Raw genomic sequence first — 20,686 nt, 5'->3', positions numbered from 1 at the left:
GTGAGATGAGGACCAGATGACTGACACGCTTTATTTTACGACGGGCGACGGCTGCCGGATCGCCTATCAGCTGGCGGGGGCCGGCCCTGTGCTTGTGCTCTCGAATTCCATTGCGACGAACCTGCATATGTGGGACCGGCAGCTTGCGGAATTTGCCGGATCTTTCCGGGTGCTGCGCTATGATCTGCGCGGCCACGGCAGTTCCGATGCTCCGGCCGGAGCCTATTCGCTCGATCGGCTGGGCCGCGACGTCCTTGAGCTGCTGGATGCGCTTCAGATCGCCCGCGTGCATTTCTGCGGGCTGTCGCTGGGCGGCTTCGTAGGGCAGTGGCTGGGTATCCATGCCCCGGACCGCATCGAGCGTCTCATCCTTTCCAACACCTCGCCGCATCTCGGGCCGGCGTCTTACTTTGATGAGCAGATCGGTACTGTCCTTGCAGCGAGCAACATGTCGGCCACCGCGGACATGTTCATGCACAACTGGTTTCCCGCCTCGATGCTTGTCGGCCCAAACGAAACCGTCGACGCGTTCCGCGCGATGGTCCTGGCGACGCCGCCCCAAGGTCTCGCGGGATGCTTCGCCGCCGTACGCGATTGCGATCTGCGCCGGACTGTCTCCCTCATTACCGCGCCCACCCTGGTGATCGGTGGAGAAGACGACAAGGTAACGCTGGCAAGCCACAGCGAGGCGATCGCAGCCAGCATCCCCGGCGCCACGCTTACACTGCTTCCGGGCGTCCATATGCTGAACGTCGAGCGGCCGACTGAATTCATGAGCGCCGTTACACGCTTCCTGCTGAATTAGGCGTGCATGCGGGCGCCCTTGGTGATCTTGTCGACGAGTTTCTTGTCGGTACGCAACGCGATGCCGACGATCTTGGCGTCCTCAGGCCCGAACTCGGCGAAGACCGCGCGGTTGGCCGCATCGAAGCCGGTGGCAAACATCTCCTCGACATAGGCTGACCCCGTCACGCCCCGCTCCAGCGCCTTCCGGTGGATGGAGTTGAGCGTCGGCCCATCGGCCGAAAGCACGATGACCGGCTGGATCGACAGAGGATTGTAAAGGTTGCCGGCGCGGTCGCGGTAGGGTTCGCCGATAATGCCGGGGAATTGCGCGACGATGCCGCTGGTCAGGAAGGCGGCGACGTTGAGCTTTTGCCAGACGGCGAGATCGTCCCGCAGCACGATTGCAAATTTCGTATCGAACACCAAAATGAGGACTCCGGAGCACGCCCATGAAGGGCAGGGATAGGTGATGACGCACGATCTAGAAGGTGAGGCGACGCAGGGTCTTGAACGTTCGTGCGCGGATGAAGACCGGATCGTGTCGGCGCCTGTTACCGCTGGCATCGAGCGCATCGAGGCGCATTTCCATGGCAACGCCTTCGACCTGCACCGTCATGATACACTTGCCGTCGGCGTGACGCTTTCCGGTGTGCAGCGCTTCCACTACAGGGGCACTGTCAACCACAGCCTGCCCGGCCAGGTTATCGTGCTGCATCCCGACGAAGTGCACGATGGCGGCGCCGGGACCGAGGATGGTCTGCGCTACCGGATCCTCTATCTGGAACCGTCACTGCTGCTCGACTGCCTCGACGGCGCGCCGCTGCCTTTCGTCAGGGATGCTGTGGTCAGCGATCCTGCCTTGCGTGGCACGCTGCTTTCGGCTCTGGCGCCGCTCGACGAGGAACTGGACGAGCTGTTCGTCGCCGATTTCGTTGCGGAGCTGGCGCAGCATCTGGGGCGTCATGCGGGACAGAAGGCAAAGCCGATGGGGAAGTCGGCCTCGCGTGCGGCGGCGCTGGCGCGCGGCTATCTCGAGGAGAATGCCGAGCGGTCCGTTCGTTCCGATGAGCTGGAAGCCGTCACCGGGCTCGACCGCTATGCGCTGTCACGCCATTTTCGCGCGACCTATTCCACCAGCCCGCATCGGTTCCTGCTGATGCGCCGGCTGCAAAAGGCAAGACGGATGATCGAGGTGGGCGAGCCGCTGGCCGAGATTGCCGTTGGCGCCGGCTTCAGCGACCAGAGCCATTTCAACAGGCATTTCAAGAAAGCATTCGGCCTGACGCCCGGCCGCTGGTCGACCCTGGTGCGCGGGCCTTCGGTAGCCGCCTAGGTCAGGAAGATCAATCGTCGATGTCGCCATCGTCGTCGACAAGCACCAGCTCCTCGTTCGACAAATTGGCCTCGATGCGGGCGAGCAGCTTGAACAGCGTCTTCTGTTCTTTCTTGTCGAGGCCCTTCAACGCCTGCTTCTCGGTCTTCTTCACCGACTTCTCGATGGCGTGGATGATCTCGCGGCCGGTGTCGGTGAGAAAGATATGCGCCTGGCGTGCATCCGCGGAAGAGGCGCGCTTTTCCAAAAAGCCCTGGGCCTGCAGCCGGTTGATGGTCTTGGTGATGGTCGGCGGGCGCACGCCGAGGCGGCCGGCGAGATTGCCGGGCGTCTGGCCGTCCTCGCGGTCGAGCGTCAGCATGATCTGGTCCTGGCCGGCATAGAAGCCGTGCGCCAGAAGCCGCGCCGCCAGCGCGGTCCTTGCCAGCCTTGCCGCCGAATGCAGCCGGCTCATCGTTGCAGTCTTGTCCGCCTTGGCCATGGTGATCCCTCTTCGGCCGTACCGGTGCGTGCAGCATAGACGCAGCCGGCCGGTTGGCAATCGACGATCCAAAAGATTCCGGCTTTCGAAACAGCTTTGCCGGCAAGCATTTGTGGTGCTCGAAATGGTGATGCCAGATGTTTATTTCAGTTAGATGACAAACGAGTTTCCGCCAAGGCGATTGCAACGGTTTGACGCGGCGCGGCTTAGCACACGTCAACGAAGAGGCGTTTCCGGCGACACGTTGATGGTCGGCATCCCTCGCACTCGGCCTCTCGGGTCTACCCATCCGCTTCGTCAATCCTGGGTCAAACACCCAGGCGGTTTGCCTCGTGCAAAAGGCCGGCACACATCCTATATCAGGCCAACAATCCCTTCTTGCGGCCCGCAATTCCGTGGCCCAGCCATTTCGAGGCAAGATATGAGCGAAGCACAGACGCAAATCCCCGTGACCGTTCTCACCGGCTATCTCGGCGCCGGCAAGACGACGCTGCTCAACCGCATCCTGTCGGAAAACCATGGCAAGCGTTATGCCGTCATCGTCAATGAATTCGGCGAGATCGGCATCGACAATGATTTGATCGTGGAATCCGACGAGGAAATCTACGAAATGAACAATGGCTGCGTCTGCTGCACGGTGCGCGGCGACCTGATCCGCGTCGTCGAAGGCCTGATGCGCCGTCCCGGCCGCTTCGACGCCATCGTCGTCGAGACCACCGGCCTCGCCGATCCTGTGCCGGTGGCGCAGACCTTCTTCATGGACGACGACGTGCGCTCCAAGACCAAACTCGACGCTGTCGTGGCTCTGGTCGACGCCAAGCACCTGCCGCTCAGGTTGAAGGATTCCAAGGAAGCCGAGGACCAGATCGCCTTCGCCGATGTCGTCGTGCTGAACAAGACCGACCTGGTGACGCCCGAAGAACTGGCCAAGGTCGAGGCCACCATCCGCGCCATCAACCCGGCGGCCAGGATCCACCGCACCACGCGCGCCGGCGTGGCGCTGTCCGAAGTGCTCGACCGCGGCGCCTTCGACCTGTCGCGCGCATTGGAAAACGACCCGCATTTCCTTGAGGCGCACGATCATGATCACGACCACCATGATCACGACCACGATCACCACGACCATGATCACGACCATCATCATCACGGTCACGCGCATCCCTCCGACATCCATGACGTGACCGTGCAGTCGGTGTCGCTGCGCGGCGGCGAGATGGACCCGAAGAAATTCTTCCCGTGGATCGAGAAGATCACTCAGATGGAAGGTCCCAACATCCTGCGGCTGAAAGGCATCATCGCGCTCAAGGGCGACGACGAGCGCTATGTCATCCAGGGCGTGCACATGATCATCGAAGGCGACCACCAGCGCGCTTGGAAAGACGGCGAAAAGCATGAGAGCCGGCTGGTGTTCATCGGCCGCGAGCTTGACGCCGAACGGCTGAAGAAGAGCTTTGACGCCTGCCAGGCGGCTTGATTTCCGGACTCTATGGCGCTAGCGCTGCCCGCTCTTCCTTCTCCCCTTGTGGGAGAAGGTGGCCTCGCGAAGCGAGGTCGGATGAGGGGTGCTCCAGCTCGGCACCGACGGCGATCCGTTCAACACCCCTCATCCGTCTCGGCGCTGCGCGCCGATCCACCTTCTCCCACAAGGGGAGAAGGTTGACGCCAGGCCTGGCCGCCTCAGTGGCTTCCCGGGAGTGGTGACAGCTTCATTGGAATGGTCCTGATGCCCACAGTTGCTCCCCTCGACCTGGAAGGTCACTGCCTTGCCGCCGTCTTCCTCGACAACGTGCCGCATTTTGCGCTCGCCGATGGGACAGTTCATAGGCTCGACAACGGCCACAAGACAATTCAGGCCAATGACGGCCTGCTCTCCACGTTCCATGACGCCGCCAACGACCGCCTGATCACCGGCGGCGAGGACGGCAAGATTTTTGCCGTTGCCGCCGGCGGCAATGTCAGCGAACTCGCCAGCGCCGGCAAGAAGTGGATCACCAGCGTCGCCGCCGGGCCGCAAGGCGCTATCGCCTATGCCACAGGCAAGACTGCGTTCGTGCGCTTTGCCGACGGCAAGACCAAAGAGTTTGCCCATCCACGTTCGGTCGAGGGGCTGGCCTTCTCCCCCAAGGGCATGCGCTTCGGCGTCGCCCGCTACAATGGCGCGACGCTGCATTTCCCGGCCGCCGAGGGCAGACCGGTGGAGCTGGAATGGGCCGGCGCCCATACCGGCGTGACCTTCTCGCCGGATGGCGCCTTCCTCGTCACCACCATGCAGGAAAACGCGCTGCATGGCTGGAAGCTCGCCGACGGCAAGCACATGCGCATGACCGGCTATCCCGGCAAGGTCAAAAGCCTGTCGTGGAGCGTGAAGGGCAAGTGGCTGGCGAGTTCCGGCGCGCCGGCGGCGATCGTCTGGCCGTTTTCGGGCAAGGACGGCCCGATGGGCAAGGCGCCGCTGGAGCTCGGCACGCGCGGCAACGCCATGGTGACATCGGTTGCCTGCCATCCGAGCCAGGATGTCGTCGCCGTCGGCTATGATGACGGCATGGTCATGGCGGTGCGCTTTACCGATGCCAAAGAGGTGCTGTTGCGCCGCCCGGGCATGGGCGCCATCACCGCGATGATGTGGGACAAGGAAGAGCGCCGGGTCGCCTTCGGCAGTGCCGCCGGCGACTGCGGCGTCATCGATATCTCGGCGTGACCTATTCGGCTCCGCACGACACCTTGCCGGTCAATTCTTTCGGCTTGCCGTCCTGTTCCGTGTCGGCGGCGTTGTCGTAGACGGCAAGCGTGTACCGGCCGTCATAGACGCCCTCGTCACTGGTCTTGGTCAGGATCGTCAGTTCGACAGAGTTGAATTTATCTCCGAGCTGATGCTCGTGGTAGACGTTCAGCCGCAACTCCTTGTCGTCCAGCCAGTACTGGGTGAGGTCGGAATCCTCGAAGACGGTCTTGCGCAGACTGTCGCCTTCCGGCCGGCCAAGTATCTCGAGATCGCCGCGAAAATTGAAGGTCGGGCCGCCCATACCTCTGGTGACCCCGGCGCCGACCTCGAATTGCACCGCTTTGTCATCGACGGAACACCAGACGCCGCCCGATGCGGAAGCCGCAGCGGCCGACAAGAGTAGCGCAATAGCGCAGATGATCGTCCGCATTTTTCTCCCCAAACCACAGACCCGATCGCATTGGCGCCCGACTGCGCCGGAAGGTCAAGTCTGCCGAACTTGCTGCTGACCCAATGCAGCGCACCAACACGGCCAATTGCGGTTGCCGTCGCCAATTGGGTAGTGTGCCGGCCGAGAGGGATTTCATGTACAGCACGAACAGTTCAAAGGCGTCCATTGGCGGTATCAGCCGTGACCGCATCGCTGCATTGCGGACAAGCGAGGCGAACACCTTCCGCAAGGCGCGGCCGAAATCGCAGGCCAAGGTCGGTAACGGCCTGCCAGGCTTCTTCGGCGGTGTGCCGATGCACTGGATGAACGACTGGCCGACGCCATTCCCGATCCTGGTCGAAAGCGCCAAGGGCGCCGCCATCACGGATATCGACGGCAACAGGCTGGACGATTTCTGCCTCGGCGACACCGGTTCGATGTTCGGCCATTCGCCGCCGCCGGTGGCGCGCGCCATCCGCCGCCAGGCCGGGCGCGGCCTGACCTATATGCTGCCTTCGGAGGATGCGCTGGCCATCGGGCCGCTGCTCACACAGCGTTTCGGTCTGCCGTTCTGGCAGATCGCCACCAGCGCCACCGACGCCAACCGCTTCGCGCTGCGCGTCGCCCGCGCCGTCACCGGCCGCGAAAAGATACTGGTCTTCAACGGCTGCTATCACGGCTCGGTCGACGAGACGATGGTCCGGATGGTCGACGGCAAGCCCGTGAATCGGCCGGGGCTGGCGGGTGAGTTTCGCGACCTGACCAAGACGGCGAAGGTCATCGAATTCAACGATGTTGCTGCACTGGAAGCGGCGCTCGCCGACCGCGATGTCGCCTGCGTCATCGCCGAGCCGGTGCTGACAAATTCCTCCATGGTGCTGCCCGATCCGGGTTTTCACGACGCCTTGCGCAAACTGACGCGCGCGGCCGGAACGCTGCTGCTGATCGACGAGACCCACACCATCTCGACCGGCCCAGGGGGCTACACCAGAAAATTCGGGCTGCAGCCCGACCTTTTCGTGCTGGGCAAGCCGATCGCCGGTGGCGTGCCGGCAAGCGTGTGGGGCATGAGCGACGAGGTCGCCTCGCGCTATGCCGACTACAACCGAACCAAGGAGCCGGGCTATTCCGGCATGGGCACGACGCTGTCGGCGAACCCGCTGCAGTTCGCAGCCATGCGCGCAACGCTCGAAGAGGTGATGACGCAGGAGAATTATGCCCGGATGGATCGCCTCGCCCTGCGGCTCGATGCCGGGCTGACCGGCGTCATCGATCGCTACAATCTGCCCTGGCATGTCGCCCGCGTCGGCGCCCGCGTCGAGTTCATCTGCGCCCCTGGCCCGCTCAGGAACGGCGCCGAAGCCGAGACTGCCCATGCGCCGGAGCTTGAGGCGGCTATCCATGTCGCGCTGGTCAACCAGGGCGTGCTGATCGCGCCCTTTCACAACATGATGCTGATCTCACCGGCCACCACCGGCGCCCAGGTCAACCGGCTGATCACCGCCTTCGCCACGGTTGCGGCAAGGCTGACGGCATGAGACAAGCTGCCAAGCCAAACTCGAGTACACTAATCATGACTTCACCTTCGGGCTCGACGCCCGCCGAGGCGCAAGCCTTTCTCGACGCCCATCCCGAAATCGAAGCCTTCGATATCGTCTTGACCGACGCCAACGGGGTCGGCCGCGGCAAGATCGTGCGCCGGCATGAGCTGAAAAGCATCTTCGAGGGCGGCCGCCACATGCCGATCTCGATCCTCGGCCTCGACATCACCGGCGAGGATGTTCACGAAACCGGGCTGATCTGGACGACCGGCGATGGCGACCTCAGGGCCTGGCCGATCCCCGGCACCCTGGTGCCGCTTTACGGCACGAACCCGCCGCGCGGCCAGTTGCTGATGGCGATGTACCATCTCGAGGGACAGCCTATGTCGTCGGACCCACGGCTGGCGCTGGCCAGGCAGGTCGACATCTTGGCGGCCAAGGGCCTCTATCCCGCCGGCGCCTTCGAACTCGAATTTTTCCTGCTTGCCAATGAGCGTGACGCCGACGGCAAGGTAAAGCCGGCGGACGCCGTGCTCGACGGCCGCCGCTCGGCCAAGACGGAAGTCTATTCCGTCGACCATCTGCACGGCATGGAGCCGCTGTTTTCCGACATCTATGCCGCGGCTAAGGCGCAAGGCATTCCGGCCGAAACGGTGATTTCCGAATACGCGCCCGGCCAGTACGAGCTGACGCTGAACTATCGCAAGGATGTCATGCGGGCGGCCGACGACCTCGTCATGTTGAAGCGGCTGGTGCGGGCGCAGGCGCGCCGCCATGGTGTCACCGCCTGCTTCATGGCCAAGCCGATCGAAAAATACGCCGGCTCCGGCATGCATTTCCATGTTTCGTTGCAGGACAAGAACGGCCGCAACGTTTTTGCCGAGGCTGGCGGCGAAAGCTGGTCGCTGCCGCTGCTGCAGGGGCTCGGCGGGCTGATCCAGACCATGGCCGAATCGATGCTGGTGTTTGCGCCGCACGCCAATTCCTGGCGGCGCTTCGTCTCGCAGTCCTATGCGCCGGTGGCGCCGACCTGGGGCGTCAACAACCGTTCGGTGGCGCTGCGCATCCCGGCGGGCGACGCCAAGAACCGGCGCATCGAGCACCGGCCGTCGGGTGTCGACGCCAATCCCTACCTGATCGCGGCAACGGTGCTGGCCGGCATCATCAAGGGTCTGGATGAACGCCTCGACCCCGGCCCCGAAACCACTGGGAATGGCTATGAAGCCGCCATCACGCGCACGACCATGCCGGTCGACTGGCGCGCTGCGATCGAGGCGGCGCGGGCATCGAGCTTCCTGAAAGAGGCGCTTGGCGAGGATCTGCATCGCACCTTCGTGGCGATCAAGCAGTCGGAGTATCTGCGCGTCGCCCGCACCGTCAGCGAGCTGGATTACCACCTCTACCTCCACGAGGTCTGAGAGACCGCCTGGAACTCGGGCAGTCGTCCTGCTAGCCCGACGATCAGGCGGCGATTACTTTTTCGCCGCCTGCATCAAATGACGTGGCGCTGCAGCCTTCAAGAACATATCATGAACGGATGAGCGCACCCACCGTCCGTGAAAAGCTGGCAATCCTGTCTGACGCCGCCAAATACGATGCTTCCTGCGCCTCGTCCGGCTCGGCGAAGAAGGATTCGCTCCAATCCGGCGGTATCGGCTCCACAGAAGGCATGGGCATCTGCCATTCCTATGCGCCGGATGGCCGCTGCATTTCGCTCCTGAAAATCCTGCTCACCAATTTCTGCATTTACGATTGCAGCTACTGCATCAACCGCTCGTCATCGAATGTGCGCCGCGCCCGCTTTAGCATCGACGAGGTGGTGAAGCTGACCATGGATTTCTACCGGCGCAACTACATCGAGGGCCTCTTCCTGTCCTCAGGAGTCATCCGCTCCCCGGACGAGACCATGGCCGAAATGGTGGAAGTGGCGCGGCGGCTGCGGCTGGACGAAAAATTCTCCGGCTATATTCATCTGAAGACCATTCCGGAAAGCTCGGCCGAACTGGTCGAGCAGGCCGGGCTCTACGCCGATCGGCTGTCTATCAACGTCGAACTGCCGACCGATGAGGGCGTCAAGAAACTGGCGCCGGAGAAGAAGCCGGAAACGATCCGGCTTTCCATGGCGAACCTGCGCCGGAAGATGGAGGAAAAAGCCGAGCCGACGCTGAGGACCAAGAAGCGCGAACGCTTTGCGCCCGGAGGTCAGTCGACGCAGATGATTGTCGGCGCCGACAAAACATCCGACGACGGCATTTTGCACACCAGCGCGCGGCTCTATGGCAGCTATCACCTGCGGCGCGTCTATTATTCCGCCTTCAGCCCGATCCCGGATTCGTCATCGTCGCTGCCGCTGCAAAAACCGCCGCTGATGCGCGAGCACCGGCTCTATCAGGCCGACTGGCTGATGCGTTTCTACGGCTTTTCGCAGCCGGAAATCCTCGCCGGCAGCAGCGACGGCATGCTCGATCTCGCCATTGACCCCAAGCTCGCCTGGGCTTTGCGCAATCGGGCGAGGTTTCCCGTCGACATCAACCGCGCCGACCGCGAAGCGCTGCTGCGGGTTCCGGGTCTGGGCACCAAGGTGGTGGCGAAGATCCTTGAAACCCGCCGCCACCGACGCATGCGGCTGGAAGATGTCGGACGGATCTGCCATTCGATCGCCAAGCTGAGGCCCTTCATCATCGCCGAAGGCTGGTCGCCGGGCGGACTCACCGACAAGACAGGCCTGCGCGACACGATCGTAAAGTCCTGCGAACAACTGTCGCTGTTTTGACCATGCAGCCGGCTCAGCTCGACCTTGCCCGATACACTGTCCGGCTAGCGAGCCAGACCGATTTCGCCGGTTGGCGCGATGCGGCACGGCGTCTGGCGCTGAATGAGGTCCGGCCTGAGGATATTAGTTGGGGTGTCGGGTCCGACGCCAATGATCCTCAAGATGCCTTGCCGGCGGTGCCAGAGGGCGCGCAGCTTACCGTCCCGCGCGAGTTCATCGCCCATGCAGAAACCGCCTTCTGCCACTCCGACCCCGGCCGGTTTGCCTTTCTCTACCGGATGCTTTGGCGCCTGCGCACCGAGCCGAAACTGCTGGCGATCGCATCCGATCCCGACACCAGGCGGCTCGAAGCCATGGAAAAGGCGGTGCGGCGCGACAGCCATAAGATGCATGCCTTCGTACGCTTCCGGAAGATCGGCGACGGCGAGAACGAGCGCTACGTCGCCTGGTTCGAGCCGGAGCATTTCATTGTCGAGCGCAACGCGGATTTCTTCGTCCGGCGGTTCACCGGCATGCGCTGGACCATCCTGACGCCCTATGCCTCCGCCGACTGGAACGGCGAAAGGCTGGCGATCGGGCCGGGTGCGGCCAAGGGCGATGCACCCGATCAGGACGACACCGAGGCGTTGTGGCTGACCTATTTCGAAAACATCTTCAACCCGGCGCGGCTCAAGGTGAAGGCGATGCAGAAGGAGATGCCGAAGAAATATTGGCGGAACCTTCCCGAGGCCTCGCTCATTCCAGATCTGATCGCAGGAGCGGACGAGGCCGCCAGGGATATGATTGCCAGACTGCCGACAACGCCGGCGCCGCACCACGCCAAGCTGCAGGCAAGACATTGGCCGAAGCCCGAGCCGGCCGAGGCGCCGGATGAAGACGATGCCAAGACGATTTCCGATTTGCGCGAGGCTGCAAAGGGTTGTCGTCGCTGCCCGCTCTGGCGCGACGCGACACAGACCGTGTTCGGCGAGGGGCCGGATGACGCCAAAGTGGTCTTCGTCGGCGAACAACCTGGCGATCAGGAAGATCTCGTCGGCAAACCTTTTATCGGGCCAGCGGGCAAAGTGTTCGATGCAATTCTCGATGACGCAGGCGTCGACCGGCAAAAAGTCTACGTCACCAACGCCGTCAAGCACTTCAAGTTCGAGCCGCGCGGCAAGCGCCGCATCCACTCGAAGCCAAATACCGGCGAAGTCCAGGCCTGCCGCTGGTGGATCGGCCGGGAGCTTGAGCTGATCAAGCCGGACCTCGCCGTGGCGCTTGGGGCAACGGCGGCGTTGTCGCTGCTGGGCAAGGCCATTGCTGTGACGAAAATGCGCGGCCAGGTGATCGAGCGCGAGGACGGTTTGCGCGTGTTCATCACCATCCATCCTTCCTTCATCCTGCGTATTCATGAGCCGGCGGACAAGGAGGCAGAGCGCGAGCGGTTTCTCAGCGATATGAGAGAGGTGAAGCGGCTTATGGGGTCGTGAGATGAGCGAAAGCCTCAGCGACATCGTCATCCGCGGGCGGAGCAAGGAGCTTCGCTCCTGCTTCGCCCAGGGATGACGAAGCTGAGTGGCTTCACGGTCGTGAATCCAACGTTGGAAACTTCGGCCGCCACGGCCGAATTAACTGATCAGGATTGCCCTCAGATCATTCACATTCGTACCCGTCGGCCCCGGCACGAACAGATCGCCGATCGCGTTGAACGCCGTCCAGGCATTGTTGCCGGCCAGCATCGCCTTGGCGTCGATGCCGGCGGCACGCATGCGCGAGACGGTCGAGCCATCGGCAAAGGCGCCGGCATTGTCTTCCGAGCCATCGATGCCGTCGGTATCGGCGGCCAGTGCATGAATACCTTCCGCGCCGCTGATGCCGATGGCAAAGGCGAGCAGGAATTCGGAGTTGCGGCCGCCCTTGCCCCTTTTTCCGTCAACAGGGGCCCGCAAAGTCACGGTCGTCTCGCCGCCGGACAGGATCAGCACCGGCTTTTGGAACGGCCGGTTGCGCGTCGCCACTTCGCGCGCAATGGCTGCATGCACGCCACCGACCTCGCGCGCCTCGCCCTCGATGGAATCGGAGAGGATGACGGCTTCGATGCTTTGCCGTTTTGCCTCAGCGGCTGCCGCTTCCAGCGATACGCCAGCCGAGGCGATCAGGTGCACTTCATTGCGTGAAAAGCGCTGGTCATCCGGATCTGGCGCATCGGCCTCTGGCGAGTTGATGTGCGCCATGACGGCGTCGGGCAGCTTCATGCCATAGGCCGCTATCGAGGCCAGCGCATCGGCGCGGTTGCCGGAGTCGGGCACGGTCGGGCCGGAGGCCACCAGGGCCGGGTTGTCGCCGGGAATGTCACAGACAACCAGTGATACCAGTTTGGCCGGCCAGGCGGCAGCTGCCAGCCGGCCGCCCTTGATGGTTGAGACATGCTTGCGGATGGTGTTCATGGCCGCGATCGGCGCGCCGGAGGCGAGCAGCGCCTCGTTGACGGCGATTTCGTCGGCGAGCGTCAGGCCAGCGGCAGGCGACGGCAGCAGCGCCGATCCTCCGCCCGATATCAGCGCCACTACCAGGTCGTCCGCGGTCAGCCCTCGCACCTTTTCGAGCAGGCGCCGCGACGCCTCAAGACCGGCAGCGTCCGGTACCGGATGTGCGGCCTCGATAATCTCGATGCGCTCGCATTTGGCGCCATAGCCGTAACGGGTGACGACCAGCCCTTCGATCGGACCGTCCCAAACCTTCTCGAACGCCGCCGCCATCTGCGCCGAGCCCTTGCCGGCGCCGATGACGATGGTGCGGCCCTTCGGCCTAGCCGGCAGATGATCCCTGATCGTGCGTTCGGGATCGGCGGCGGCAACGGCGGCGTCGAAGATGGAGATGAGAAAAGTCTTGGGGTCGAGCACAGTCATTCAGCTTCCGCAGCCAGCGCCAGTCCACGCTTGTCGACGCCGAGATGATCGCACAGTGCATCGACGACGACGCCATGATCCTGGCGTTCCGGCAGGCCGGAGACGGCGATGACGCCGATGACGCCGACGCCCTTTACAGTCACCGGAAACCCGCCGCCGGCTAGTACGTAATCAGCAATATCCAGCCCCTCGCCGACCTTGAAGGTGCGGTCCGGACGCTGCTGCTCAAGCACCAGGCGATAAGTGCTTTTGAGATAGCGCTTCACCACATTGATCTTGCGTCGAGCCCAGTCGGGGTTGGAGGCGTTCGAACCGGGCAGCGCGGCATAGAACAGCGGGCGATCCCACAGCCTGATGTCGATGATGATGGGCAGCTTTTCGGCCAGCGCCCGCTCGCGGATCGCCCAGCCAACCTTGAAAGCGACAGCCTCGTCGAAGGCCGGGAAGACCAGCATCTCTTCCTGTTTCTGGATCAGAGCGATGTCGTCCGCGGCGGCCATTTTGTTCTCCGAAATCGTTACAAATCGTGTGTACGACAAGCTCCGCCCGGTCAAGGTCTCGTCGCGGTGGTGGTCTTGCCCCGCCAGGATCGCCCCCCACTCCGTCGAGCTTCTCTCGACACCTCTCCCCCGATCGACGGGGTAGAGGAAGGGCGCAAAGCTGTCCGAACCGGCGCCCGTCCTCCGAAGCAAAGGCTCCTTCCTCTCCCTCCGGAGGGGGAGAGTTGGCGCCGCGAAGCGGCGACGGAGTGGGGGAACCTCTTGGCAACCAGGCGCAATCATCATCTTGTCCCGCGCGGATGATGAGTCCTAACCCGCGATCATATCGATCTTGGCCGGCCGCCCCGCGACATAGACCTCGCGCACGGCACGGTCGTCGCCCAATGTCTGCAGCAGGAACAGCTCCTCCGCCAGCGTCTCCACAGTCTCCATCCTCAGCCGCATCGCCGGCGTGGCGCGGGCGTCGAGCACGGTGATGTCCGCGTCGGTGCCTTCATCCAGCGTGCCGACCTTGTCCGCCACAGACAGCGCCTCGGCATTGCCACGTGTCAATTGCCAGAAGGACTGGAACGGGTTCAGCTTTTCGCCATTCAGCGCAATCACCTTGTAGCCCTCGTCCATGGTGCGCAGCATCGAATAGTTGGTGCCGCCGCCGACATCGGTGGCGGCAGCGATCCTGAGCGGCTTGTCGCGGCGACGAATGCGCTGGTAGTCGAACAGGCCGGAGCCGAGGAACAGGTTCGAGGTCGGGCAGAACACCGCCACGGAGCCTGAGTCCGACAGCGCATCGGCCTCTCGTTCCGAGAGATGGATGCAGTGGCCGAACAGGCTCTTTGGCCCCAGCAGGCCATACTGCTCGTAGACATCGGTGTAGTCGCGCGCCTGCGGATAGAGTTTTTGCGTGAAGGCGATTTCGGCGTGGTTTTCCGACAGATGCGTCTGCATGTGCAGGTCGGGGTTTTCGCGGCAGAGCGTGCCGGCCATCTCCAGCTGCTCGGGCGAGGATGTGATGGCGAAGCGCGGCGTGATCGCATAAAGCTGGCGGCCCTTGCCGTGCCATTCCGCAATCAGCGCCTTCGTATCGTCATAGCCGGATTGCGGCGTGTCGAGCACGCCTGCCGGCGCATTGCGGTCCATCATCACCTTGCCGGCAATGTTGAGCATGCCGCGCGCATGCGATTCGGCAAAGAACGCTTCGGCAGACGCCTTGTGCACCGAGCAGTAGGCGGCGACCGTCGTCGTGCCGTGGCGCACCATCTCGTCCAGGAACAGCCGAGCGATGCGGCGGCCATGCTGAGCGTTGGCGAATTTGGTCTCTTCGGGAAAGGTGTAGGTGTTCAGCCAGTCGAGCAGTTCGGCGCCGTAGGAGGCAATGACCTGCATCTGCGGAAAATGCGCATGCGCATCGATGAAGCCGGGCAGCAGCAGATGCGGCCGATGATCGATCTTTTTCGCACCGTCGCCCGCTTGCTTTTCGACTTCCGTGTAGCTGCCTACGGCAACGATCCGGCCGTCGCGGATCAGCAGGCCGCCATCCTCCTCATAGCGCCAGGCGGCATGGTCGTCGATGGCTTCGGGCCAGCGCAAAAAACTTAGGGTGCGGCCGCGCAGAAGTGTGGAGGTCATCCCTATTTCCCTGCGCCTTCGAACCAGGCGACCAGCAGCGCCCGTTCCTTGTCGCTGATCTGGGTGACGTTGGCGGGCGGCATGGCGTGGCTGCGCCCGGCCTGCAAATAGATTTCACGCGCATGCTCGGCAATGCCGGCGTCGGTGTCGAGCATCACGCCCTTCGGCGCATGGTAGATGCCTTCATAGACCGGCTCGGCCGTATGGCACATCGAGCAGCGGCCAAGCACGGTGTCGCGCACCGCCGGGAAATGCGACGAGGCGATATAGACTTCGGCCGCGGCGGATGCCTTGGGCTCGCCGGTCAGTATTTTCGGCGCTGTCGACAGCCACATGATGATGACGAATAGCACCGCAGCCGCCATCCAGGTCCAGTGGGGGTTGCCGGCACGCTTATGCACGGTGTTGAAATAGTGCCGGATCAAGACGCCGATGATGAACACCAGCGAGGCGATGACCCAGTTGAACTCCGTCGCAAACGCCAGCGGATAGTGGTTCGACAGCATCAGGAACAGCACGGGCAGCGTCAGGTAGTTGTTGTGCAGCGAGCGCTGCTTGGCGATCTTGCCGTATTTCGGGTCGGGCTTGCGGCCGGCAATCAGGTCGGCGACGACGATCTTCTGGTTTGGAATAATCACCATGAAGACATTGGCCGACATGATAGTGGCGGTGATGGCGCCGAGATGCAGGAAAGCGGCGCGGCCGGTGAACAGATGCGTCAGCCCCCAGGCGATGAACACCAGAACGCCATAGAGCACCAGCATCAGTCCGGTGTCACTTTTGCCGAGCGGCGACCGGCAGAGCAGATCGTAGACAACCCAGCCGACGCCGATCGTCGCCATCGACAGCAGGATGCCCACGGGAACCGACATGGACAGAACATTGGGGTCGATCAGGAACAGGTCGGCGCCGGCATAGTAGACCACGCACAGCATGGCGAAGCCGGACAGCCAGGTGGCGTAGGATTCCCACTTGAACCAGGTCAGGTGTTCCGGCATTTCGGCCGGCGCCACCAGATATTTCTGGACGTGGTAGAAGCCGCCGCCATGCACCTGCCATTCCTCGCCGAATGCGCCGGCCGGCATGCCGGGGCGCTGGCGCAGGCCAAGGTCGAGCGCGACGAAATAGAAGGACGAGCCGATCCAGGCGATGCCGGTGACGACGTGCAGCCAGCGCACGGCGAAACTCAGCCAGTCCCAGAAAATCGCGAAATCCATCATGTGAAATCGTCCCTGCCGATCGGCTGACTTTACGGTGTGGGGCGCAAACGAAAAGAGGCGAGGTGTACGATGACTTTCAAAAAAAAATGGAAAATACTAGGCTGACCACGTACGCCGCCACATAAAGAGCCACGAATGGCCTATCTCGACAACATCGCCGTCTTCGTCCGCGTCGTCGAGCTTGGCAATCTCTCGGCGGCGGGCCGCGACATGCGCATTTCGCCGGCGGTCGCCTCCAACCGCATCAAGGAGCTGGAAAAACACCTCGGCGTGCGGCTGTTTAACCGCACCACACGGCAATTGATGCCGACTGAGCATGGCACGGTGTTCTACTCCGGCGCCAAGCAGGTGCTGGAGGCGATCACCGAGGCGGAAGCCGCGGTCTCGGCTCTTTCCGGCCAGCCGCGCGGCACCATCAAGGTGACCGCCCCGCTCGGCCTTGGACGGCGGCTGGTGGCGTCGGGCATTCCGGATTTCCACGACAAATACCCCGATATCGAGGTGCGGCTGAGGCTCTCCGACCACAATATCGACATCATGAAGGAAGGCATCGACGTCGCCTTCAAGCTCGGCATCATCGAGGATTCCAGCCTGCGGATGCGCGGCATCATGGAATGTGAACGCGTGCTGGTGGCGGCACCGAAATATCTCGAAGCGCGCGGCGAGCCGATGGAGCCACAGGAGCTGATCGGCAAGAAGCACGACTGCCTGATGCTGCGCTATTCTGGAGCGCGCGAATATGTCTGGACCCTGCAGACGCCGTCCGGCCCGCAGAAATTCGAGGTGCACGGCCCCTACGACACCGACGACGGCGATGTGCTGACCGGCTGGGCGCTGTCGGGGCGCGGCATCATCAACAAGCCGCGGTTCGAAGTGGAACCTTTCATCCGCGACCGGCGGCTGCAGGTCATCCTGGCCAGCACGCCGCCAACGCCGGTGCAGTTCGCCGCCGTCTATCCGCACAAGAAGCTGCAAGACCCCAAGGTGCGGCTGCTGCTCGACTTCATGGCCGAGCGTTGCCAGCGGCTGATCAAGGATTTGCTGGCCGGCAGGTGAGGGGCTGTTGGCCCAGTCGCCAGGGTTGTCTTACAAGCAGGTGACCTTAGGGTCGCATACGCTGCCCTATGATCGATGGTCCCATGCCGACTGACCAGCAAGCCACAATGCATCTTGCCGTTTCGCTCAACATTACTTCCGGGCAGCCGCTCGGGTTTAGCGACCTGGCCGGCTTTGCCAAGCAAGCGGAAGCGGCTGGGCTGGACATGATTGTCCTCGATGATTCCGCGCCGAACAGCGCCGGGTCGAGTTCTTTCGAAGCGACGACCTTGCTGGCGGCGCTGGCGACGGTGACAAGTCGGATCGGCCTTGTCGCTGCAGCCTCGACGGTCGCTCACCAGCCGTACAATCTGGCGCGCCGTTTTGCTTCGCTCGACATCATCAGCCATGGCCGCGCCGGCTGGCACGCGACCATGGCGCAGGCGCCAGGGGAAGCCGCCAATTTCAGCCGGCCGGATGGATTTTCCGACGATGTGTTCCGCCGCCGCACGCAGGAATACATTGGCATCGTTCAGCGCCTGTGGCAGGGCTGGGATGCCGACGCGCTGCTGTTCGACAAGGCCGGCGGCCGCTTCCACGATCCCGAAAAAATGCACCTGCTCGACCACAAAGGCGCATTTTTCTCCGTGCGCGGGCCGCTGAACGTCGCGCGCTCGCCGCAGGATACGCCGGTGCTGGTGCTGTCCGGCCTGTCCGAGGCCGACCTGGATATCGCCGTCGGCACCGCCGATGTCGTCCTGCTGGACAGACCCACAGAGGACGCCAAGGCGCGCCATGACGATCTCAAGCGCCGCGTTGTGGCCTGCGGACGCGATCCGGGTGCGGTCAAGCTGCTGCTGAACGTTGGCGCAGATGTCGCTGCTAACACGCTCGAAACATTGTTCAGCTCGCAAAGCTGCGACGGGTTCAACATCGCAATACCGCCTGCGGCGATTGACGGTTTCATCGGCCGCGTGCTGCCGGAATTGCAGCGCCGCGGGCTCGTCCGCCCGGATTATCCCGGCACCACCTTGCGCTCGCATCTCGGACTTGCCGGAGGAGCGCAATGACCCGCCAGATGAAGCTTGGCGCCTTCCTGTGGGCGACGGGCCACCACATCGCCGCCTGGCGTCACCCCAAGGCGCATGTTACGGCAGGCATCGACATTGATCATTACATCCAGCTGGCGCGCACGGCGGAAGCGGCGAAGTTCGACATGGTGTTCTGCGAGGACGCCGCCGGTCTGCGCGAAGCCAATGTCGGCATCGCCAGCCAGACCTCACGCTCGATCGGCTTCGAGCCGATCAGCCTGCTGTCCGCGCTCGCCGTGCAGACCAGCGGCATCGGCCTCGTTTCGACGGCGTCGACCAGCTACAACGAGCCCTACGGTCTGGCGCGCACCTTTCTCTCGCTCGATCATCTGAGTGGTGGCCGGGCTGGCTGGAACCTGGTGACGTCGGCCAGCCCCATCGAAGCCGCCAATTTCGGCGCGACGGGCCTGAAACCCCATGCCGACCGCTACGAGCGGGCGCGCGAATTCGCCGAGGTGGTATCAGGACTTTGGCAAGGCAGTGGCTTTCACGGCCACAACGGCCAGAGCTTTTCGGTGCGCGACCCGCTCGACCTGCCGCGCTCGCCGCAGGGCGCGCCGGTGATGGTGCAGGCCGGCGCCTCGGATGTCGGCCGCGACCTTGCCGCACGCACGGCCGACGTCGTGTTCACGGCGGCGCAGACCCTCGAGGAAGCCAAGGCCTTTTACGACGACCTCAAGGGCCGTATGGCGGCCTATGGGCGAGAACCCGACGACATCAAGATCATGCCCGGCGTCTCCCCGGTGGTGGCAGACACCGAGGCCGAAGCGCGGGAGAAACAGGAGGAATTGCAGGCGCTGATCCCCGACGATGTCGGCGTGGCGCTGCTGTCCAGCTATCTCAGCATCTCCGATCTCGGGAGCTATCCGATCGACGGACCGCTGCCCGAACTGCCGGAGACCGAGGGCATGAAAAGCCGCCAGGCGCTGGTCATCGAACAATCGCGCCGCGACGGCCTGTCGATCCGCCAGCTTGCGCGCCATTTCGCCGGCGCACGTGGCCATTGGCGTATCGTCGGCACGCCGGTGCAGATCGCTGACGAATTGCAGGCGCGGTTCGAGGGCGGCGGCGCGGACGGCTTCAACGTCATGCCGTCATACTTCCCCGGCGAGCTCGATGCCTTTTGCGAACTCGTGGTGCCGGAACTGCAGCGGCGCGGACTGTTCCGTCGGGAATACGAAGGCAGCACCTTGCGAGATCATCTTGGCCTGAAGCGGCCTGCTTAGCCGCGCCGAAGCTTAGCCGGCCATCATCTTGTGCTGGACTTCATGGTCGGCATTCGGCGCGGTGTTGTGAACGACCAGTGCCGTCATGATCTCGGCTGCCGCGAGCGCCGCGATCACCGGCGGGCGCTTGTCCCTGACGGCGTCGCCGCCGATCGGGGAGACGAGGCGGGCCAACTCAGCCTCCGTGCCATCCGCCGATTTCAGGAACCAGTTCCTGAACGTCGCTCTCTTGGTTTTCGAGCCGATCATGCCGACATAGGCCGCGTCGTCGCGCTTCAGCGCCTCGGCGACGATGAGGAAATCCAGCGCATGGTCGTGGGTGAGGATGGCGAAGGCGGTGCCGGCGGGGGCGTTTCGCACCTCGGCCTCGGGCATCGGCGTCAGCAGCGTCTCGACGGTTTCCGGCATGCCTTCCAGCGCTTCGGCCCGCGTCTCGATGACGACACCACGCACGGGAAGAAGTGCAACGGTCGAGGCCAGCGCCTGGCCGACATGGCCGCCGCCGAAGATATAGACATGCGGCAGGTGGGCTTCCTCGGCTTCTGCGGCCGCGATCAGCTCGGCAGCAAGCGCGGCATCGACGATACGGATCAAGACTTCGACGCGCCCGCCGCAGCACTGGCCGATCTCGGGACCTAGCGGCACGTCAAGCGTGGCGCGGACTTCATCGACCGCGATGCGGGCTTCTTTACCCTCCCCCTTGTGGGGAGGGTCGATCCGCGAAGCGGATCGGGGTGGGGGTCCTCGTGAGGCGCANCCGACCCTCCCCACAAGGGGGAGGGTGAAGACCCCACCATCTGCCTCGCCTTGTCGATCGCCATGTACTCGAGCTGACCGCCGCCGATCGTGCCAAAAATCGCCGCCTGCGATACGAGCATGAAGGCGCCCTTCTCGCGCGGAGTCGAGCCTTTGGTGCCGGCCACTTCGACCAGAGCAAGCCGGCCGGCGCTGGCGAGAAAAGCTCTGAGGCTTTGCACTTTCGACTTCATATTTCGCATTCCCGTTCGGGAAATATAGGGTTTTTCAGTCTG

Annotated in this window: 18 protein-coding genes and 1 pseudogene; 11 read left to right on the top strand and 8 right to left on the bottom strand. The window is 63.5% G+C overall.

Annotation, left to right across the window (positions count from 1 at the left end; genetic code table 11):
- Nucleotides 1-16 precede the first annotated feature (16 nt).
- On the top strand, nt 17-805 hold the full coding sequence (locus tag X733_RS141970) for an alpha/beta fold hydrolase (protein ID WP_023711335.1): 789 nt from the start codon (nt 17-19) through the stop codon (nt 803-805).
- Here X733_RS141970 and X733_RS141975 read toward each other — a convergent pair.
- Entirely contained in the window at nt 802-1,209 is a 408-nt protein-coding gene (locus X733_RS141975) for a DUF2000 family protein (RefSeq protein WP_023711334.1), read from the bottom strand. The genes X733_RS141970 and X733_RS141975 overlap by 4 nt on opposite strands.
- Before the next feature lie 46 nt (nt 1,210-1,255).
- On the opposite strand from X733_RS141975, the gene X733_RS141980 reads away from it, so the two are divergent.
- Nucleotides 1,256-2,119 carry an AraC family transcriptional regulator gene (locus X733_RS141980; protein WP_023711333.1) on the top strand — a complete coding sequence of 288 codons (864 nt, stop codon included), beginning with the start codon at nt 1,256-1,258 and terminating at the stop codon, nt 2,117-2,119.
- A gap of 10 nt (nt 2,120-2,129) precedes the next feature.
- On the opposite strand, the gene X733_RS141985 is transcribed toward X733_RS141980, so the two are convergent.
- A complete protein-coding gene (locus X733_RS141985) occupies nt 2,130-2,600 on the bottom strand; it encodes a MarR family winged helix-turn-helix transcriptional regulator (RefSeq protein WP_023671361.1) in 471 nt (156 codons plus the stop codon).
- A 421-nt stretch (nt 2,601-3,021) separates the two neighbouring features.
- Between X733_RS141985 and X733_RS141990 the strand changes: the two genes are divergently transcribed.
- A complete protein-coding gene (locus X733_RS141990) occupies nt 3,022-4,074 on the top strand; it encodes a GTP-binding protein (protein WP_023703656.1) in 1,053 nt (350 codons plus the stop codon).
- Nucleotides 4,075-4,323: 249 nt separating this feature from the next.
- Nucleotides 4,324-5,298, top strand: a complete 975-nt coding sequence (locus X733_RS141995) for a WD40 repeat domain-containing protein (protein WP_023711331.1) — start codon at nt 4,324-4,326, stop codon at nt 5,296-5,298.
- Nucleotide 5,299: 1 nt separating this feature from the next.
- Here X733_RS141995 and X733_RS142000 read toward each other — a convergent pair whose 3' ends face one another.
- Nucleotides 5,300-5,752, bottom strand: a complete 453-nt coding sequence (locus X733_RS142000; RefSeq protein ID WP_023683507.1) for a hypothetical protein — start codon at nt 5,750-5,752, stop codon at nt 5,300-5,302.
- Nucleotides 5,753-5,907: 155 nt separating this feature from the next.
- On the opposite strand from X733_RS142000, the gene X733_RS142005 reads away from it, so the two are divergent.
- The 4 genes from X733_RS142005 (at nt 5,908) to X733_RS142020 (ending at nt 11,538) form a co-directional block, all read left to right on the top strand.
- Complete coding sequence (locus tag X733_RS142005) at nt 5,908-7,290, top strand: aspartate aminotransferase family protein (RefSeq protein WP_023819680.1); 1,383 nt, start codon at nt 5,908-5,910, stop codon at nt 7,288-7,290.
- 35 nt (nt 7,291-7,325) lie between these two features.
- Nucleotides 7,326-8,711, top strand: coding sequence for a glutamine synthetase family protein (locus tag X733_RS142010; protein WP_023819679.1), 1,386 nt, complete (start codon nt 7,326-7,328; stop codon nt 8,709-8,711).
- Between the two features lie 119 nt (nt 8,712-8,830).
- Nucleotides 8,831-10,066, top strand: a complete 1,236-nt coding sequence (locus tag X733_RS142015; RefSeq protein ID WP_023694722.1) for a putative DNA modification/repair radical SAM protein — start codon at nt 8,831-8,833, stop codon at nt 10,064-10,066.
- A 2-nt stretch (nt 10,067-10,068) separates the two neighbouring features.
- A complete protein-coding gene (locus X733_RS142020; protein ID WP_023819678.1) occupies nt 10,069-11,538 on the top strand; it encodes a UdgX family uracil-DNA binding protein in 1,470 nt (489 codons plus the stop codon).
- Between the two features lie 138 nt (nt 11,539-11,676).
- Here the strand turns inward: X733_RS142020 and X733_RS142025 are convergent, their stop codons facing one another.
- The 4 genes from X733_RS142025 to X733_RS142040 form a co-directional block, all read right to left on the bottom strand.
- Complete coding sequence (locus X733_RS142025) at nt 11,677-12,957, bottom strand: glycerate kinase (RefSeq protein ID WP_023819677.1); 1,281 nt, start codon at nt 12,955-12,957, stop codon at nt 11,677-11,679.
- Nucleotides 12,954-13,457, bottom strand: a complete 504-nt coding sequence (locus X733_RS142030) for a heme-degrading domain-containing protein (RefSeq protein WP_023819676.1) — start codon at nt 13,455-13,457, stop codon at nt 12,954-12,956. The genes X733_RS142025 and X733_RS142030 overlap by 4 nt, the downstream gene beginning before the upstream one ends.
- 309 nt (nt 13,458-13,766) lie before the next feature.
- A complete protein-coding gene (gene guaD, locus X733_RS142035; protein ID WP_023819675.1) occupies nt 13,767-15,083 on the bottom strand; it encodes a guanine deaminase in 1,317 nt (438 codons plus the stop codon).
- A gap of 2 nt (nt 15,084-15,085) precedes the next feature.
- The gene (locus X733_RS142040) at nt 15,086-16,303 is read right to left on the bottom strand and encodes a urate hydroxylase PuuD (RefSeq protein ID WP_023819674.1); all 1,218 of its coding nucleotides are present in this window, start codon (nt 16,301-16,303) and stop codon (nt 15,086-15,088) included.
- 135 nt (nt 16,304-16,438) lie between these two features.
- On the opposite strand from X733_RS142040, the gene X733_RS142045 reads away from it, so the two are divergent.
- From X733_RS142045 to X733_RS142055, 3 genes are all read left to right on the top strand, one after another.
- Complete coding sequence (locus X733_RS142045; protein WP_023819673.1) at nt 16,439-17,359, top strand: LysR family transcriptional regulator; 921 nt, start codon at nt 16,439-16,441, stop codon at nt 17,357-17,359.
- A 107-nt stretch (nt 17,360-17,466) separates the two neighbouring features.
- Complete coding sequence (locus tag X733_RS142050) at nt 17,467-18,408, top strand: LLM class flavin-dependent oxidoreductase (protein ID WP_023819672.1); 942 nt, start codon at nt 17,467-17,469, stop codon at nt 18,406-18,408.
- The gene (locus X733_RS142055; RefSeq protein WP_023725926.1) at nt 18,405-19,655 is read left to right on the top strand and encodes an LLM class flavin-dependent oxidoreductase; all 1,251 of its coding nucleotides are present in this window, start codon (nt 18,405-18,407) and stop codon (nt 19,653-19,655) included. Before X733_RS142050 ends, X733_RS142055 begins: the two co-directional genes overlap by 4 nt.
- 12 nt (nt 19,656-19,667) lie before the next feature.
- Here the strand turns inward: X733_RS142055 and xdhC are convergent.
- Nucleotides 19,668-20,644 (bottom strand): annotated as a pseudogene (xdhC, locus tag X733_RS1000000167305) (xanthine dehydrogenase accessory protein XdhC).
- Nucleotides 20,645-20,686: the final 42 nt, after the last annotated feature.

Source organism: Mesorhizobium sp. L2C066B000 (assembly GCF_000502335.1).
Classification (GTDB): Bacteria; Pseudomonadota; Alphaproteobacteria; order Rhizobiales; family Rhizobiaceae; genus Mesorhizobium.
This window is presented reverse-complemented; position numbering and strand designations above follow the sequence as displayed.